Raw genomic sequence first — 17,233 nt, forward strand, 5'->3', positions numbered from 1 at the left:
GCGGGCCATGGAGATCTCGGTGGCCGGGCAGGCCTTCTCCCTGGCGGCCGCCCTGGCGCTGGGGGCACTGGTGGGCGTGCTCTACGACCTGTTCCGGGTGCTCCGGGTCCGGGTGCGCCTGCCCCTGCTGGGGGGCGCGCTGGACCTGCTGTTCTGGCTGGCGGTGACCGTCTCCCTCTTCGTGTTCACCATCGCTGTGGGGGACGGCCGGGTCCGGCTCTTCCACATCGGCGCCATCTTCCTGGGCGCGGTTGGGTACTTCCTCCTGCTCAGCCGCTGGGCCCTGAAGCTGGGCTATCTGCTGGCCGACCTGGCGGGACTTTTTTGGCATTTTGTCCTTCTGCCGGTGACACTGATGGGTATGCTGGGTAAAAAAATTAAAAAACTTGCAAAAAATCACTTTCATTATAAGCGGAGATGGTATAAAATAAAGCAGATACCCGAAGAGATGGCGCAAGCTGCCCGCAGGCGGGCGGCGCGCGGAGAAGGAGGAGCCGGACATGAAGGTCAAACGCGCGGGACTGCTCACCAAGATCGTCGTACTGGCGCTCCTCATCGGTCTGGCCATTGCCCTGCTGGATCTGCGGAGCCAGCTGGAGGATGCCCAGGCTCAGAAGGCCGTGCTCACCGCTCAGGTGGACGCCCAGACCCAGGTCAACGCCGACCTGTCCGACGCCGTGGAAAACAGCGATGACCCCAAGCGGCAGCAGGACATTGCGCGGGACTCCCTGGGCCTTGTGCTCCCCGGCGAGAAGATCCTGCGGATCACAGAATAGCGCGCCATTCCGGGTGAAAATTTAAGGAGGATATATCGGTCAGTATGGAGTTTGGTGTTGGTTCTATCCTGGAGGGTAAGGTTACAGGACTTACAAAGTTCGGCGCGTTTGTGTCGCTGCCCGAGGGCAAATCCGGCCTCGTGCACATTTCCGAGATCGCCTATTCCTATGTGAATGACGTCAAGGACTACTTAAAAGAGGGTCAGGAGGTCAAGGTCAAGGTCATCGGCATTGACGAGAACGGCCGCATCAACCTCTCCATCAAGAAGGCTATGGATCCTCCCCCCCGCCCCGCCGGCCAGGGCCGGCCCATGGGCGGCGCCCGTCCCGCCGGCGGCGGACGGCCCGGCGGCTTCAGCCGGGGTCCCGCGGCTCCCCGCGAGCCCGCCAGCTTTGAGGACAAGCTCAAGCAGTTTATGCAGGCCTCGGACAGCAAGCTCTCCGAGCTCCACTACACGGAGAAGCGGAGCAGCAACCGCCGCGGCGGCCGGAAATAAGGTTCTATCACCCCGCAGCCTGCCGGACCCCTCGGTCCGGCAGGCTGCTTCCATTTCTCCCCCAAGGCAAAAAAAGAACGCCCGGTAATGGGCGTCCAAGGTGCGCGGGAGAATGGAATGAGTTCCCTTGCTGGAATTGAGATGGATTGCATATTGGATGAGCTGCAAGCATAATATAACTCTTTTTCCTTTATTTGTCAAACACTACTTTTGTCGAAAGGCAGGCGTTTTCTTTGCTGATCATCAACGGAGTGCTTCACACCATGGACGGGCCGGTGATTGAGTGCGGATTTGTCCACGTGGAGGGGGACAAGATTACGGCGGTAGGGCCCATGTCCGCCCTGCCCGGCGGGATTGACGGCCCGGTGGTGGACGCCGCGGGCCGCCACGTCTACCCCGGCCTGGTGGACGCCCACTGCCACCTGGGGCTCTTCGGCAACGCGGTGGGCTTTGAGTCGGACGACGGCAACGAGTCCACCGACCCCTGCACCCCCCACCTGCGGGCCATCGACGCAGTCAACGCCCTGGACCGCTGCTTTGAGGACGCCCGCGCCGGCGGCGTCACCTGTGTGCTCACCGGCCCGGGGAGCGCCAACCCCATTGCCGGTCAGTTTGCCGCCCTCAAGACCGACGGCCGCTGGGTGGACCAGATGATTGTCTCCGCGCCGGTCTCCATGAAATTTGCCCTGGGCGAGAACCCCAAGACCGTGTACAACGACCGGAAGGAGACCCCGGTCACCCGGATGGCCACCGCCGCCATCATCCGTGAGAACCTAGCCAAGGCCCTGGAGTATATGGACAAGCAGAACAAGGCCGACGAGGACCCGGACACCGACATGCCCGACTTTGACGCCAAGCTGGAGGCCCTGGTGCCTGTACTGAAGGGCGAGCTGCCCGTCCACTGCCACGCCCACCGGGCGGATGACATCGCCACCGCCGTGCGCATCGCCAAGGAGTTCGGCCTGCATCTGGTGGTGGTCCACGGCACCGAGGCCTACCTCATCTCCGACCTGCTGGCCCAGGAGGACATCCCGGTCATCACCGGCCCCTGTCTCACCGACCGCTGCAAGCCGGAGCTGGCAGGCCAGAGCCAGGAGAATCCGGTGCTGCTGTCCAGGGCCGGGGTAAAGGTGGCCATCTGTACCGACCACCCCGAGACCCCCATCCAGTACCTGCCCGTCTGCGCAGCCATGGCGGTGCGCGCCGGTATGGACGAGGAGGAGGCCCTGGCGGCCATCACCATCAACCCTGCGGTCATCGCCGGGATTGCCGACCGGGTGGGTTCCCTGACCCCCGGTAAGGACGCGGATATCGTCCTCTCCACCGGCCACCCCCTGGACTGGAAGAGCAAGGTGGAGCAGGTGTATATCGGCGGCGTCCAGGTGGTCTGAAGAGGAGGGGCATATGATGCGTGAAATCCGGTTTGACGACATTGTAACCGCTGTGCGGGACGCCTGCATCAGGGCCAACACCGTGCTGCCCGACGACCTGTGCGCCGCCATCCGCTCCGCTGCAGAGACCGAGGAGTCCCCGGTGGGCCGTGCCATCCTGGGAGATCTGGAGGAGAACTTCACCTTTGCCGCCCAGCGGGGACTGCCCATCTGTCAGGACACGGGCATGGCGGTGGTCTTTCTGGCGCTGGGCCAGGAGGCCCATATCACCGGCGGTCTGCTGGAGGACGCGGTGAACGAGGGCGTCCGCCGGGGCTATCTGGAGGGTGCCCTCCGGTGTTCGGTGGTGCGGGACCCCCTCTGCCGAGAGAACACCGGAGACAACACCCCCGCCGTCCAGTACCTGCGCCTCACTGAGGGCGACCAGCTCACCATCACCGTGGCCCCCAAGGGCTTCGGCAGCGAGAACATGACCCGGCTGAAGATGTTCACCCCCGCCGCCGGACGGCAGGAGATTGTGGACTTTATCGTGGAGTCGGTGTCCCTGGCTGGGTCCAACCCCTGCCCGCCGGTGGTGGTGGGCGTTGGTCTGGGGGGCACCTCCGACCGGGCGGCCCTGCTGGCCAAGCAGGCCCTGCTCCGCAGCGTGGAGGAACACAGCGCCGACCCTTTCTACGCAGACATGGAGGCGGAGGCCCTGGAGCGCATCAACGCCCTGGGCATCGGCCCACAGGGTCTGGGCGGCCGTACCACCGCGCTGTCGGTGGCCATCCTGCCCGCTCCCACCCACATCGCCGGTCTGCCCTGCTGCGTCAACCTGGGCTGCCACGTCACCCGGCACGCCAGCGTAACACTTTGATTGTTTTTGTCCGTTGTTCACAAATTGTTGTAGCTTTTTCTCTGTAGTGTGGTATAATTAAGACAAGGAAGCCGGACCACTCCGCTTCCAACGAGTGCCCTCCCCAAAGGGCGGAAGGAGCTGACAACTATGAAGTTCGTGTTCACAGACAAGAAGGTCAACCTGCCCCGCAAGGTGCATGCCTATGCCGAGAAGAAGGTGGGCAAGCTGGACCGTTATTTTAAGGCGGACGCGGAGGCCGCCATGGTCTTCAGTGTAGAAAAGGACCGGAACAACGTAGAGCTGACCATTCGCTCCGCCGGTACCATCATCCGCGTTGCCGAGAGCACCTCCGATATGTTTGCCACCATCGACGCCGCCGTGGCCTCTGTGGAGCGCCAGCTGCGTAAGAATAAAGCCCGCCTGGAGAAGCGCCTGCGTCAGGACGCCTTTGTCCGCTCCGTGGACGAGGAAGAGATCTCCTCCTTTGTCCCCGACACCGAGGAAGAGGAGTTCCGCATTGTCCGCACCAAGAAGTTCCCCATCCGGCCCATGAGTGTGGAGGAGGCCATTCTCCAGATGAATCTGGTGGACCACACCTTCTTCGCCTTCCGGGATGCCGACGCCGACGGCTCCTTCGCCGTGGTGTACAAGCGCAACGACGGCGGCTACGGCCTCATCGTGGACGAGCCGTAACAACAGCATACAGCGAGGCGGCCGCCCTTCCGGGCGGCCGCCTCTTTTTTCTTCTGTCTCAGCCAAAGGCGGCGGCAATGCCGTCGTCATCCACGCCGTGCCAGTCCGGCTCGGCCTTGGTCTCCTGCGTCTCATACGCAGACCAGAAGGCTGCCTCGTCCGCCGGTGCGCCATCCACTACATAGCGCTCACCCAGGCAGTAGGTGACATTCTCCTTTTCATACGCCGCGGAGGTCAGCGATGTGATGCGGGCATACCCCCAGTCGAACGCGCCGCTGGAGTAGTGGAAGGTCCCGTCTTCCTTCAGATCGCTCATGCTCCGCAGCTCAAAGCCCCGGGCATAGAGCCCGTCCTCCTCCCGGAACAGCACCACGGTGCACTCATCATATGCCTCTCCCATCCACACCTTCAAAACCAGCTCCTCCTCGCCGTCCCCGTCCAGGTCCATCAGGGCAAAGGCGGTGGGCTGGGCCTGAATGCTCTCGTCAGGCGTGAAAATCCGGGAGATGGTGGACAGCTCCAGCGTCTGACCGCTGGCGGCATCCCGGAAGGAACCCCGGCCCTTCAGGACGTCCTCCCAGGTCACCACCTGGCCGGGCAGGGTGTCATACTCGTAGAGAATCAGGTCATAGGCCTCCTGGGGGGTGACCCCGTCCAGGTCATACCGCACCAGCACGTTTTCGCTCTCGTAGTAGACATAGAAGTCTCCGCGCCAGCTGTCCACGTCGCCGCTGTCGTCATCCACCCAGCGCATCCGGGCGGCGACCACCTCGGGGGTCACGTCCTCAATGGCGAACACCGGGCGGCCAAACTCCTGCCAGTATTCCTCGGGCACCGAGTCGGCGTAGGGGATGGTGTACAGGTTCACGTCGTATTTCTCCCGATCCGCCGGATCGGTGATGGGAAGGTCTCCTACGGTGCTGGCATCCCAGATGTCGATGGAGATATTGGTGTAATATCCGATCCATCTCAGGAACAGGTAATTCCGGTTCTGGCCCCACTCCCGCCAGGCCCCTTCAAAGGTAAAGCCGTCGGGCACATTCGCGGGGACATAGTCTCCGAATTTCTCGTCGGCCATGGCCTCCTCCCAGGTGGGCCGCTCGCTGCCCCAGTCGGGGATCTCGCCGCCGTAGACCAGCAGGCTGTCCAGGTACAGCTTTGTCACCGCAAAGGTGTTGGCCGCCTGGGTGCACAGGTACTCGGCATACTCCTCCTCCAGCTGCCGGGCCTCAAAGTTCAGTCCGGCCTCTCCCGACATCATGGTGATCTCGTAGATATAGCCCATCTCCCCGCTGTCGTCCCAGCCGTACCGGCCGCTCTTGCTGCCGTAGACCATGACGCCGTTGAGCTCGGTGGAAGTCTGATCGGGGGCAATCATATCGGTCAAGGGATAATCCTCCGGCCGGACCGTGAGGGTGAAGCCGTTGTGCTCGTTGCTCCGGCTGACGCCGTTGAGCCAGAGCTGCCACAGGTTTCCCTCCCCGTCGTAGACGGCCTTTCCGGTGATGTCGTACCCCACCCAGTACAGGGACCAGGGGGCATCCTCCGCCCCGGGACCACCCAGCAGCTCCACCATCTGCGCCCGGGTCAGCTGCTCCTCAAACCAGCCGTCCGGGTAGGCGATGGAGGCGCAGATCTCAGGAGCATCTCCGTACTCCACCCCCTGGATGTTAAAGCTGCTGTGGGGCTGCCCGTCAAATGGGTCCTCCGGCGAGAGGACGTATTCGCTGCCCAGCTCCGGCGGAATGGATTCTGTGCTTCCAATGTCAGGGGACAGGGTCCCGGTTATACCGGGGACGTCCTCCAGCAGCCGGTCTGGGTCGGTATCCCCAACCGGGAGCCCCGCCAGACGCCACACCCCAAAGGCTGCCGCGCACACCAGCACCAGGCAGGCCGCAGCAGTCACCCACCGGGCGGGAGAGGCTTTCCGGGCAGACCGCCCATTCCCCTCCAGGGCGTCCATCAGGGCCCGGTGCTCCTCCGGGCTCAGCTTCACCCGGTTCATATAAGAACGGTAATGTTCCATGCTGTACTCCTTTCACTCGGCATCCGCCAGAAGGACCTTGAGCTTCTGCCGCGCCCGGGAGAGCCGGGACCGGACGGTACCCTCGCTCTGACCGGTCATGGTGGCGATCTCCGGCGTGCTGTACCCCTCGTAGTAGTAGAGGTGGACCGCTGCCCGGTCCCTGGGCGGCAGGGCCAGCACCGCCTCCAGCACAGCCCGCTCCTCCGGCTCAGGGGCAGGCAGGCCCTCGCTCAGTTCCGTGCGCCGCTTCCGCCAGGGTGATCGGAGACGGCTCCTGCAGCCGTTCACCGTCACCCGGATGAGCCACGCCTTCTCATGCTCCGGGCTGTCAAACTCCGGCGCCTTCTCCAGATACCGGACAAATGTGTCCTGTACCGCGTCCTGGGCCTCGTGAGCGTCGCCCAGGACAGCCAACGCCGTCCGGTACAGGGTGTTCTCGTACTTCCTTACTGTCTCTTCCAACCGGTTGGGGTTCATTCCCGTCCCCCCTTTCACCCTATATACGCTTTGGAGCGGCCAAACGCTGCGCCCCTGCTCCATTTTTCCGCCGGAATTCTGTTCCTCCCCCGGCTGCTTTGTGCTATACTGGAGTTGTTAGTGCTGACATACCCCGGTTTCCGGGTTTTTTACACTGATATGAGGAGATTATCATACATGGACAATCAGGATCTGCGGCTGGCCGTGCTCATTGACGCGGACAACGCCCCCCGCTCCGCCCTGCGGGACATCATGGCCGAAGCGGCGGTGTACGGCACGCCCACGGTCAAGCGCATCTACGGCGACTGGACCACCCCCAACATGGCCTCCTGGAAGCCCCTGCTGCTGGAGCACGCCATTACCCCCATCCAGCAGTACAGCTACACCACCGGCAAGAACGCCACCGACTCGGCCATGATCATCGATGCCATGGACCTGCTCTATTCCGGCCGGTGCGACGGGTTTGTGCTGGTGTCCAGTGACAGCGACTTCACCCGCCTGGCCACCCGGCTGCGGGAGGCCGGCATGAAGGTGTACGGCATGGGAGAGAAGAAGACTCCCCTGCCCTTTATCGTGGCCTGCGACAAGTTCATCTATATTGAGGTCATCCGGGCAGCCGGAGAGAAGGCACGGCAGGAGGCTCTGGCGGCCTGCGCTCCTGAGCCGGAGCCCATCTCCGAGCCGGAGAAGGAGAATCAGGTCCAGTCGGCCAAGAAGTCGGCCAAAAAGGCCGCCAAGAAGAAGACCGCTCCCGCCCAGCCCCAGCCGCCCGAGCCGGAGGAGATCGCCGGTGTGCCCCGGGCGGTGGTGGACCTCATCGCCGACTCCCTGGAGAGCATCGCCGACGAGGACGGCTACGGCTTCATGGGCAAGCTGGGCAATCTGCTGCTGAAGAAGCAGCCCGACTTTGACCCCCGGAACTACGGCTACTCCAAGCTGACCCAGCTGGTGAAGGCGCTGGACCGGTTTGAAGTGGTCTCCCGCCAGACCAGCGCCGACGACCCCACCAAACACGTATACCTGCGGGACAAAAAGCGCAAATAATCACGGTTTGTATTTTAAATCTTAAAAAATGAGGAGCGCGGCAGACGCCGCGCTCCTCGTTTTTCGTTTGATTGGGGGACTTACTTGGCGTACTCCACAACCTTGGTCTCCCGGATCATATTCACCTTGATCTGGCCGGGGTACTCCAGCTCTTCCTCGATCTTCTTGGCGATATCCCGGGCCAGGAGCACCATCTGGTCCTCGCTGACCTTCTCGGGGGCCACCATGATGCGGACCTCGCGGCCGGCCTGGATGGCGAAGGACTTCTCCACACCGGGGAAGGAAGAGGTGACCTCCTCCAGCTTCTCCAGGCGCTTGATATAGTTCTCCAGGTTCTCACGCCGGGCGCCGGGACGGGCAGCGGACACCGCGTCGGCCGCCTGAACCAAGCAGGCCACGATGGTGCGGGGCTCCACGTCGTTGTGGTGGGCCTCGATGGCGTGGACCACATCCTCGTTCTCCTTGTACTTCCGGGCCAGCTCCACGCCGATCTGGACGTGGGAACCCTCCACCTCGTGGTCAATGGACTTGCCCAGGTCGTGGAGCAGACCGGCCCGCTTGGCCTGGGTCACGTCGGCGCCGATCTCGGCGGCCAGCAGACCGGCCAGGTGGGAGACCTCGATGGAGTGGTTGAGCACGTTCTGGCCGTAGCTGGTGCGGTACTTCATGCGGCCCAGCAGCTTGACCAGCTCGGGATGGAGGCCGTGGACGTTGGTCTCAAACACGGCCCGCTCACCCTCGGCCTTGATGGTGGCGTCCACCTCCCGCTTGGCCTTCTCCACCATCTCCTCAATGCGGGCGGGGTGGATGCGGCCGTCCTGGATCAGCTTCTCCAGGGCGATGCGGGCAATCTCACGGCGGACAGGGTCAAAACAGGAGACCGTAATGGCCTCGGGGGTGTCGTCGATGATCAGATCCACGCCGGTCATGGTCTCCAGCGTGCGGATATTGCGGCCTTCGCGGCCGATGATGCGGCCCTTCATCTCATCATTGGGCAGGGGAACAACCGACACGGTGGCCTCGGCCACATGGTCGGCTGCGCAGCGCTGGATGGCAAGGGACAGGATTTCCTTGGCCTTGGTGTCGGCCTCTTCCTTGAAATGGGCCTCGATCTCCCGGATCTTCATGGCAGACTCGTGGGTGACCTCGGCCTCCAGCTGGTTGATCAGATAGGCCTTGGCCTCCTCGGCAGTAAAGCCGGAGAGCCGCTCCAGGACCTCCATCTGAGTCTTCTTGATGGTGGAGACCTCCTCACGGGCCTCTTCCAGCTCGGTGAGCTTGGTCTGGAGAAGCTCTTCCTTCTTCTCCATGTTCTCGGTCTTGCGGTCCAGGGTCTCTTCCTTCTGCTGGAGCCGGCGCTCCTGCTTCTGCAGGTCGGCCCGGCGCTCCTTCTGATCCCGTTCAAAATCGTTGCGGGCCTTGAGGATCTCCTCCTTGGCCTCAACCAGCGCCTCACGCTTCTTGCTCTCGGCGCTCTTGATGGACTCGTTAATAATACGCTTGGCCTCTTCCTCGGCGCTGGAGATCTCCTTTTCGGCGACCTGCTTGCGCCACTTGACGCCAAGCGCGAAACCTACCAGCACGCCGACCAGCAGCGCGACGATAATTCCCACAATTAACATCCAAATGGGTACCATAAGGGCTGAACACACCTCCTACTTTCTTGATTTTTATAAAGTCATTTGTTTTTTGGCATTGGCGGAGCTGGCGCTGCTTGTCCATTCCGCACAAAAATGAAAAGCGACCCCTGCTGCTTTTCAAAAACTATACCTAGTCTATTTTAGTGCCGCTGCCCATTCCTGTCAAGATAATTCGTACTCGATAAAAAGCCAAAACGACACAAAAACACGGCAGGATGGCCTTTTCCCTCCTGCCGTGTAACCATGTCCTCTCTGCCTGCCCCGCTTCTCCGGTCAGGGCTCCTGCACCAGCCGGACCTGCGCCCGGCTGAGCAGTTCGGAGACCGTTCCCGGTCCGGCCGCCCAGCCCACGTCCAGCCGCTCACCGGCATTTCCCGGCCCGTATGCCCGCACACTCCGGGCTGCAGCCAGCTCCGGTGTTCCCCAGCTCCTCCGGGGCAGCACCAGAACGAAGGTACGTCCGCCAATCCGGTAGAGGGCTCCGCCTGTTCCGCTGCCCATGCGCAGGGCCTTCGCCGCCCGGGAGATGGCCTCATCCCCTGCCCGGTAGCCCTGGGTACGGTTGATGTGGCCCAAGCCCCGCAGCCTGGCCAGAACAATACCGCCCGGCGCACTCCTCCTCAGAATGTTTCGGAAGGCGGCACGGTCGCCTGCGCCGGTGAGCCAGTCCGTCCCGCCTGCGGAGCGGCGGCATGCTGCCATGAGCGCAATACATGCGCCTGCCATACCCAGTCCGCAGACAATTGCCCGTTTCACCCCGACTCTGTCCATGCCCTGTCCTCCGCTCCGCGATTTTGGCTCTATTATAGTTTCATTTTGTTTCTAAGTCAACTTTTTCTAGGTTTATTTCGTTTCTATTCGCGACATATTGTAACCTAGATTGTGTCTTGTCCACGTCTGACGGTATAATTTTTTTAGAGAGCCGGGAGGTGAGCACATGCTGGGCCAGCGTCTGCGTATTCTGCGGCAGTCTCGCCGCAAGACTCAGTCCGAAATTGCTGAACTGCTGAATATTTCTCGCTCAGCCTATGCACTCTACGAGGCCGGTAAACGTCAGCTCAACTATGATTCGTTGGTTATTCTGGCGGATTTCTATCACGTCAGTCTGGATTATCTCTTTGACCGAACGGATGTGCCGGAGCTGCAGAGCTCCTTTACGCTGGAGGAGCGGCGTCTGCTCTCCCGCTACCGCGCCCTGGACAGCCGGGGTCGGGAAACGGTGCAGGCTCTGGCAGATGCGGAGTACTCCATCTCCAACCGAAAAAAGTAACCGCCTTGTAAAAAAATCCCTGCCGGATATCCGGCAGGGATTTTTTTCATATGTGTGGCGCTCAGGTCATGGTGAAGAGCATCTTGGCCACCTCGCCCCGGCGAAGCGGGTCAGAGGGCATGATCTTGTTCTCGTAGCCGCTGATGACCCCCTGGGCCACCAGGGTCTTGACATAGGTCAGGGACCAGTCGGGCACGCTGGCGGCATCGTCAAAGGTGAGCTCTGCCTGGGCGTATCCCTGGGCCTGGACACGGCCCAGAATGGTCATGGCCTCGGCACGGCTGATGGTGGCAGAGGCATTGGCGCTCAAATTACCCGCGCCGTCGCTGCTCCCCTTCAGGTACCCCAGAGCGTACATGGTCTTGACGCCGGGCAGAGCCCAGTCGGGGATCTGGTCCGCGTCCACAAAGGGCAGCTCCACGCTGCTGTACTGGTTCATGTCCACCCCCAGCCAGCGGGCCACCATGGCGAAAAACTCTCCTCTGGTGATGGTGCGGTCGGGCTGGAACTGGAGGGTGCCGTCGGCCTCGTTGGGCACGCCGGTGGTGATGCCCTGCTGATAGAGGTAGTCGGCGTAGCTGGCGGCCCAGTGGCCCTGGGTGTCGGTAAAGGCGGAGGCTGTGGTCCCGGTGGCGTTCTGGGTGGCGCTGCCCCGGCCGATGTTGCCCGAGGCGTCGGACACAGTGACGGTCACACGGTGGGTCTTGCTGTCCGCCGCCGGCAGAGTGGCGGTCAGCTTGGAGGAGGCGGCGTCCCAGGTAAAGCTCAGGGGCTCGCCGTCATAGGTCAGGGTAATCTGGCTCTTATCAAACTGCTTATCCACGTCGTCGGACACCACGGCGGTAATACCGCCGGACAGGCTGACCGACACGGTTGGACAGGTGCTGTCCTGAATGACCTCGTTGGAGGTGGTGATCTGGTCCAGATAAACCGTGCCGCCGGTGGTGCCGCCGCCGCCATAGATAAAGTTGATGGACCGGACAGAGGCGGCGTTGGCGGGCAGCTTGGCGGAGACGTACTTCCAGCCGTTGAAGTTCAGGCTGGTGAGAGCCACCTCGCTGGTGGCGCCCTGGAGGTCGGCAATGGTGGCGGTGAGGCTGTTGCCCGAGCCGTCGCCGTAGATCCAAAGGTTCAGCCATTTCTCCCCTTCGGCGATGGTCAGGGTGGTGGTCAGGCTGGCAGTACCGGCGGTCTGGGCGTCATAGTCCACCTGGAGACTGCCGGTGCCGTAGCGCACATAGTCGGCGGAAGTCTCCTGGCTGAGCTGGACGGCCGCGGTGCCGCCCACGGAGGTGATGCCGTCCTCAAAGTCCTCCACTGTCTTCACATGGCCGGCCACGGTGACCGGGATGGTGACGGTGGTGCCGCCGGCCGAGACGGTCAGGTTGCCGCTGGCAGTCTTGTCACCGGCGGTAATCACACCGTTTGCGTCCACTGTGCCCACCGCCGGGTCCAGCGTCCAGGTGTAGCAGGTGTCCTGAGAGGTCAGCCCCAGAGTCCGGTATACCGCATTGGCCTTCAGATCCATGGTGCCGCCCGGCTCCAGATTGAGAGAGGTGATCGCCGCGCCGCTGGCCTCGCTGGAAATGGTGATCTTGTCCGGCTTCTTTACCACGGTCATGGTGGTATAGCCGCTGGCGGTACCGCTGGTGGCGGTGACCTGTGTGGTACCGCTCTCACTGCCGGCAGTAAAGAGCCCGTTGGTGTCCACCGAGCCGTCCCCGTTGCGGATGGACCAGGTGACGGGGACCGTCCCATCCATGGCGTAATAGGAGGTGTCCAGGGGGGTGGCGGTGAGCTGCACCTGGGCTCCGGAGAGCACCAGAGACTCACTGGGGGTCACATAGATGCTGCCCAGCTCACCGGTGGGCTGCAGGTCGGTGGCCAGGAAGAGGGCCACGCTGTTGGCCCGCTGGCTGCCGTCAGAGGGCTTGTTGAGCACCCCCAGCTTATCGCCGTCGGGGGCTGTGGCGCCGATGGTGGTGGAACCGCCGCCGTCCAGGCTGATGGCATCCACGCACCCCAGCTCCACCAGGCGCATGGCCACCTGGGTCAGGCTGGCGCCCACGCTGTATCCGGGCTGTTTGCCGTCAATGGTGTAGAAGATTACGGTGCCGTCGGCCTTGACGCCAACAGCAGTGTAGGCCGTCTGTTCGGTGGGCAGGCCGCTCTCCACCTTGCCGGCGGTGACCAGCTTGTACAGTCCGCCCATGGCCTGGTCGGCCTCCTGCCAGATGGCGTCGGTGGTGGTCACGTCGATGTCAATGAGATCTCCCACCTTGAGGCTCTTCACGTTGGACAGCCAGTAGGAGTTGGCTTTGTTGTTGATGGACAGAACCACCTTGCCCTCAGGGATGGCGATGGAGCCGGTGGACTCCAGCACCTGCTCCACCCTGTAGGTCACCCGGCTGCCGATCATCAGCTCATCACTCTGGGTCAGGGTGCCCTTGACCTCCTTGGCCGGGTCGGCCTCGCTGCCGGTCTGGGCGCTGCTGGTCAGGTCCTCGGAGCCGATGATATCCTCTTCCGCTGTGGCAGAACCGCTGTTCTCCGCCGCCTCCTGGCTCTGCTCCGACACGTCCAGGTCCACGTTGACGGTCTCACCCACATCGTCCAGCACCGGGGTCAGGATTACGTCGATACCGGGCTGGGTGTTCTGGGTGGTGGCGCCAAAGTCATCGGTAAAGAGGACCATGCCGTCGCTCAGGCGGACCTTGTTGATGCCGCCGGTGACCTGGAAGGTGGTGTTGTGGAAGGTGGCGGTCACGGTCAGGTCGGGCTTGCCGATAAAGGCGGTGCCGTCTCCCCGGAAGCCGATGGCGTAATAGCCCTGGTTGTTGGTGCCGGGCACGGAGCGGAGCACGCCGTCGGTGATGACAGTGCCCAGCGGCTCACCGGTGGCCATCACGTACAGGTCGCCGTTGATGCCGCCCACCAGCCGCTTGCCCTGGCTCTCCAGCCGCTTGGCCATGGTGGTGAGGGTCTCCCGGCTGGTGACCTTGTCGCCGTACGCCACAACGGGCGTCACGTCGCTGTTGGGGGTATAGGTGAAATACCGCTCGGTGCGCAGGTCCGAGTATGTATCACTCCAGAAAATCTGGTGTGTCAGCTCAGTGCCTGCGGCCAGGCTGACCGTCCCGGTCTGTATATCATGTCCCAGCGCCTCGGAGGCCGACGCCGCAGGGGCAAGCCCCAGCACAGCGGCCAGTATCAGGGCGGTGGTACGTCTGCGAATTGACTTCATGCTCTCCTCCTGTCATACGCGGTGGTTTGGTTGGCGTTGTATTTTATTATGTTAACATAATCCTTCTCCATTGTAAACAGCTTATCTCCTGGTAATACCAGAATTTTTTCGTCAGTTCTCCGGCTTTTTCCCCTCATCCTCCGGCTTTTTCTTCCCGAATGCCGCCTTTGCCTTGGGAAGCAGCTCGGATAATGCCGACTTCTCCTGCACCTCCAGCAGCTCGCCGATGAGCTGGTTGGAGATGAGGAAGCCCTGGGGGGTGAAATGCCAGCGGGTGTCCTGCCGGGCGGCCCAGCCCTGGTGCTCAAACTGGGCCAGCTTCTGCTCAATGGGCTCAAAGTTCATATAGTACTGTCTGCGGTACTCCCACTCCTCAATGCCCCGGGTGGTACGCATGCGGAGCATCAGGTACTCACCGCCCCGCTCCCGCTTGGGGATGAGCTCAGACTCGTCAATGACCGTGCCGCCCTCCAGCACGCCTGAGATATAGCCGTCCAGGTCCTTGATGAAGGAGTAGCGCCGGCCGCCGAAGTCGGAATGTGCGCCGGGGCCCAGGCCCAGATAGGGCTTGCCCATCCAGTACTTCAGATTGTGCCGGGACTGGCAGCCGCACTTGGCGAAGTTGGAGATCTCGTACTGCCGGTACCCTTCCCGCTCCAGCCGGTCCACCATCCACAGGTACATGTCCGCCTGGGCGTCATCGTCGGGCAGGATCTCGCCGCGCTCCACCCGCTGCCAGAGGGGGGTACCCTCCTCCACCTTCAGCCCGTAGCAGGACAGGTGCTCCGGCTTCAGGGCCAGAATCTGCTCCACGCTCTCCTGCCAGGATGCCATGTCCTGACCGGGCAGGCCGTAAATCAGGTCCAGGGACAGATTCTTTATCTTGGCCTCCCGGGCGGCGGCCACCGCCTGGCAGGTCTGCGCAAAGGTGTGGGGCCGGTGGATGGCCCGCAGCTCCTGGTCGCAGGCGGTCTGAGCGCCCAGAGAGAGCCGGTTCACTCCGGCACGGCGCAGCCGCCGGAGCATCTTCACGTCCACGCTGTCCGGGTTGGCCTCCATGGTCACCTCGGCCTCACGGCTCACGTCAAACCGCTTCTTCACCGCCCGCACCAGCTCGGCGATCCGCTTCTCTCCATAAAAGCTGGGGGTGCCGCCGCCGAAGTAGATGGTGTCCACCTGATATCCCTTGGCAAAGGGCGCCGTCTCCTTGATGTAGGCCAGCAGGGCCTTCTGATAGTCGTCCATCCTGTCCTCCCGTCCCGCCAGGGAGTAGAAGTCGCAGTAGTCGCACTTGCTGCGGCAGAAGGGGATATGGATGTAAATACCCAGCTTTTCCGTCATAGAGGGGCACCTCATTCCTTGGTTTCTAAAGTAGGTATTATACCCCCTCCGCCCCCCTCACTCAAGGCTGGAAATGTGAATTTTCCGGGCTGCGGAATTTTTTCCAGCTGCTCTTGACTTCCATGTAAAGTGTGCTATACTTTCCTTGTAAAGCAAGCTTTACTTTTGCGACGAGGACGTGATACCTTGAAGAACCGCATCGCCCAGCTGAGGAAGGAAGGCCGCATCACCCAGGAGGAACTGGCCGAGGCCGTGGGGGTCACCCGGCAGACCATCATCTCCCTGGAGAACGGGCGGTACAACGCCTCCCTGCTGCTGGCCCACAAGCTGGCCCAGTATTTCCACCTGACCATTGAAGAGCTGTTCGTGTTTGAGGAGGATGAGACATGAACCGACCCATACACTCCCTGTCCCCCCTGTTCCGGTTAGGCGTTCTGCTGTTCTGCGTCGGAACCGCCGCCGGACACCTCTCCCTGCTGCCCGGCGGGATCTGTGCCTTTCTGTGCGGCGCCGGGGCTGCCCTGGGCCTTTGGGGTCTTTTCCTGCACTCTCCCCTGGCCCGTCCGCTCCGTGCCTGGAAAGACAACATTTTAAGGAGGTTTTGACCATGATCCTTCGTCTCTTTTCCGCCGGACACGGCGACTATCTTGCGGTGCTCCGCCGCCGCTGCTGGCTCTTTATCCTGTGCATCGTCCTGGGCCTGGCTGCCGCCTGCGCCGGCTTTGTGCTGGATTTCCTGGATGTCCCCCTGCCCGACATGGGCATAGGCTTCTACGGCGGCTTCGGCACCGGAATCGCCATCTGCGGCGTGGCGGGGCTCATCGGCACCCGCCGCACCATGAAGGACCCCAAGAAGCTGCGTGCCTCTGAAATCAAGGAGACCGATGAGCGGGGCCGTGAGGTGACCCGCCGTGCCCTCTCCTTTACCTCCCTGGTACTCATCGTGCTGCTCTACGTGGCCATGCTGGTGTCCATCGTGGTGAATTTCGCCGTGTTCCTCACCCTTATCGCCACCGCCGCGGTGTTCTTCGCGGTGTTCCTGGCCTCCACGGCCTACTACAACCATAAGCTGTGAGCGGCGGTATGGATTTCCCCCGTCGGCTTAACCTGACCGTCACCCCTGACCAGTCCGGCTGGAAGGTGGACGCCCTGCTCCGGGGGCCTCTGGGGCTGTCGGGGACGGTCATCCGGCGGGTGAAGTGGCTGGAGGACGGCATCCTGCTGGACAGCGTCCGGGTCACGGTTGGGGACCGGGTCCAGGCCGGGCAGGTGCTGTCCGTGGTGGTGGGGGACACCGAGGTGTCGGGTGCCATTGTCCCCGCGCCCGGTCCCCTGGACATCGTGTATCAGGACCAGGATGTGCTGGTGCTCAACAAGGCGCCCAGTGTGGCCGTCCACCCCGGCCCAGGCCATTATTCCGATACAATCGGTAATTTCCTGATGGATTATTACAGAAAACAGGGGGTTTTGGCGGACTTCCACCCGGTCCACCGGCTGGACCGGGGCACCTCCGGATTGCTGCTGGTGGCCCTCCACGGCCACGCCCAGGAGGTGCTCAAGGAGCAGCTCCATTCCCCCGCCTTCCGCCGGGTGTATCTGGCGGTGTGCGAGGGTATGCCCAATCCCCCCTCCGGCGTTATCGACGCCCCCATCGGACGGCTGGATGGCTCCGTGCTGGCCCGAACCGTGCGGCCCGACGGCCAGCGTGCCGTCACCCATTACCGGATCCTGCGCACCGGGAATGGCCGTTCCCTGGTGCGTCTGGAGCTGGAGACCGGCCGCACCCACCAGATCCGGGTCCACATGGCTCACCTGTGCCACCCCCTCACCGGGGATTTTCTCTACGGCACCGAGGACCATGCCCTCATCCCCCGCCCCGCCCTCCATGCGGCGGAGCTCTCGTTCACCCACCCCATCACCGGCGCTTCCATGTCCTTTACCGCGCCGCTGCCCCGGGACATGGCGGTTCTGGTACCGGAAGAATAGCAAAAAA

17 protein-coding genes and 1 pseudogene are annotated in these 17,233 nt (G+C 62.7%); 12 read left to right on the top strand and 6 right to left on the bottom strand.

Features of this window, described 5'->3' with window-relative positions; translation table 11 throughout:
* Positions 1-7: 7 nt before the first annotated feature.
* From yabQ to hpf, 6 genes and pseudogenes are all read left to right on the top strand, one after another.
* Positions 8-268 (top strand): annotated as a pseudogene (gene yabQ, locus ACOX7T_RS07050) (spore cortex biosynthesis protein YabQ); the annotation flags it as partial.
* 232 nt (positions 269-500) lie between these two features.
* Complete coding sequence (locus tag ACOX7T_RS07055; protein WP_433441243.1) at positions 501-776, top strand: septum formation initiator family protein; 276 nt, start codon at positions 501-503, stop codon at positions 774-776.
* Positions 777-820: 44 nt separating this feature from the next.
* Entirely contained in the window at positions 821-1,273 is a 453-nt protein-coding gene (locus ACOX7T_RS07060; protein ID WP_006571068.1) for a S1 RNA-binding domain-containing protein, read from the top strand.
* A gap of 233 nt (positions 1,274-1,506) precedes the next feature.
* Positions 1,507-2,664, top strand: coding sequence for an amidohydrolase (locus ACOX7T_RS07065; protein ID WP_433441245.1), 1,158 nt, complete (start codon positions 1,507-1,509; stop codon positions 2,662-2,664).
* Positions 2,665-2,680: 16 nt separating this feature from the next.
* Complete coding sequence (locus ACOX7T_RS07070; RefSeq protein ID WP_433441331.1) at positions 2,681-3,523, top strand: fumarate hydratase; 843 nt, start codon at positions 2,681-2,683, stop codon at positions 3,521-3,523.
* A 129-nt stretch (positions 3,524-3,652) separates the two neighbouring features.
* Positions 3,653-4,198, top strand: coding sequence for a ribosome hibernation-promoting factor, HPF/YfiA family (hpf, locus tag ACOX7T_RS07075; protein WP_433441247.1), 546 nt, complete (start codon positions 3,653-3,655; stop codon positions 4,196-4,198).
* 58 nt (positions 4,199-4,256) lie between these two features.
* On the opposite strand, the gene ACOX7T_RS07080 is transcribed toward hpf, so the two are convergent.
* Positions 4,257-6,224 carry a hypothetical protein gene (locus tag ACOX7T_RS07080; protein ID WP_433441249.1) on the bottom strand — a complete coding sequence of 656 codons (1,968 nt, stop codon included), beginning with the start codon at positions 6,222-6,224 and terminating at the stop codon, positions 4,257-4,259.
* A gap of 12 nt (positions 6,225-6,236) precedes the next feature.
* On the bottom strand, positions 6,237-6,701 hold the full coding sequence (locus tag ACOX7T_RS07085; protein WP_433441251.1) for an RNA polymerase sigma factor: 465 nt from the start codon (positions 6,699-6,701) through the stop codon (positions 6,237-6,239).
* Between the two features lie 177 nt (positions 6,702-6,878).
* Between ACOX7T_RS07085 and ACOX7T_RS07090 the strand changes: the two genes are divergently transcribed.
* A complete protein-coding gene (locus ACOX7T_RS07090; protein ID WP_433441253.1) occupies positions 6,879-7,745 on the top strand; it encodes an NYN domain-containing protein in 867 nt (288 codons plus the stop codon).
* 80 nt (positions 7,746-7,825) lie between these two features.
* On the opposite strand, the gene rny is transcribed toward ACOX7T_RS07090, so the two are convergent.
* Together rny and ACOX7T_RS07100 are read right to left on the bottom strand one after the other, a co-directional pair.
* Positions 7,826-9,382: a ribonuclease Y gene (rny, locus tag ACOX7T_RS07095; RefSeq protein WP_433441255.1), complete on the bottom strand. Its 1,557-nt coding sequence runs from the start codon at positions 9,380-9,382 to the stop codon at positions 7,826-7,828.
* Between the two features lie 276 nt (positions 9,383-9,658).
* Positions 9,659-10,156 (bottom strand): GGDEF domain-containing protein, encoded by a 498-nt coding sequence (locus ACOX7T_RS07100; protein WP_433441257.1) that lies wholly within the window; start codon positions 10,154-10,156, stop codon positions 9,659-9,661.
* A gap of 166 nt (positions 10,157-10,322) precedes the next feature.
* Between ACOX7T_RS07100 and ACOX7T_RS07105 the strand changes: the two genes are divergently transcribed.
* Positions 10,323-10,655, top strand: coding sequence for a helix-turn-helix domain-containing protein (locus ACOX7T_RS07105; protein WP_433441259.1), 333 nt, complete (start codon positions 10,323-10,325; stop codon positions 10,653-10,655).
* Between the two features lie 61 nt (positions 10,656-10,716).
* Here the strand turns inward: ACOX7T_RS07105 and ACOX7T_RS07110 are convergent, their stop codons facing one another.
* Entirely contained in the window at positions 10,717-13,899 is a 3,183-nt protein-coding gene (locus ACOX7T_RS07110) for a phosphodiester glycosidase family protein (protein WP_433441261.1), read from the bottom strand.
* A 111-nt stretch (positions 13,900-14,010) separates the two neighbouring features.
* Positions 14,011-15,240, bottom strand: coding sequence for a radical SAM family heme chaperone HemW (hemW, locus tag ACOX7T_RS07115; protein ID WP_433441263.1), 1,230 nt, complete (start codon positions 15,238-15,240; stop codon positions 14,011-14,013).
* Between the two features lie 186 nt (positions 15,241-15,426).
* Between hemW and ACOX7T_RS07120 the strand changes: the two genes are divergently transcribed.
* Genes ACOX7T_RS07120 through ACOX7T_RS07135 form a run of 4 tightly spaced genes read left to right on the top strand, consistent with a single transcriptional unit; the run spans position 15,427 to position 17,226 of the window.
* Entirely contained in the window at positions 15,427-15,630 is a 204-nt protein-coding gene (locus ACOX7T_RS07120) for a helix-turn-helix transcriptional regulator (RefSeq protein ID WP_148319760.1), read from the top strand.
* Positions 15,627-15,845, top strand: a complete 219-nt coding sequence (locus tag ACOX7T_RS07125) for a hypothetical protein (protein ID WP_433441266.1) — start codon at positions 15,627-15,629, stop codon at positions 15,843-15,845. Before ACOX7T_RS07120 ends, ACOX7T_RS07125 begins: the two co-directional genes overlap by 4 nt.
* Positions 15,846-15,847: 2 nt before the next feature.
* The gene (locus ACOX7T_RS07130; protein WP_433441268.1) at positions 15,848-16,315 is read left to right on the top strand and encodes a hypothetical protein; all 468 of its coding nucleotides are present in this window, start codon (positions 15,848-15,850) and stop codon (positions 16,313-16,315) included.
* 8 nt (positions 16,316-16,323) lie between these two features.
* A complete protein-coding gene (locus tag ACOX7T_RS07135; RefSeq protein ID WP_433441270.1) occupies positions 16,324-17,226 on the top strand; it encodes an RluA family pseudouridine synthase in 903 nt (300 codons plus the stop codon).
* Positions 17,227-17,233 lie beyond the last annotated feature (7 nt).

Source organism: Pseudoflavonifractor sp. (assembly GCF_050943825.1).
Lineage (GTDB): Bacteria > Bacillota > Clostridia > Oscillospirales > Oscillospiraceae > Pseudoflavonifractor.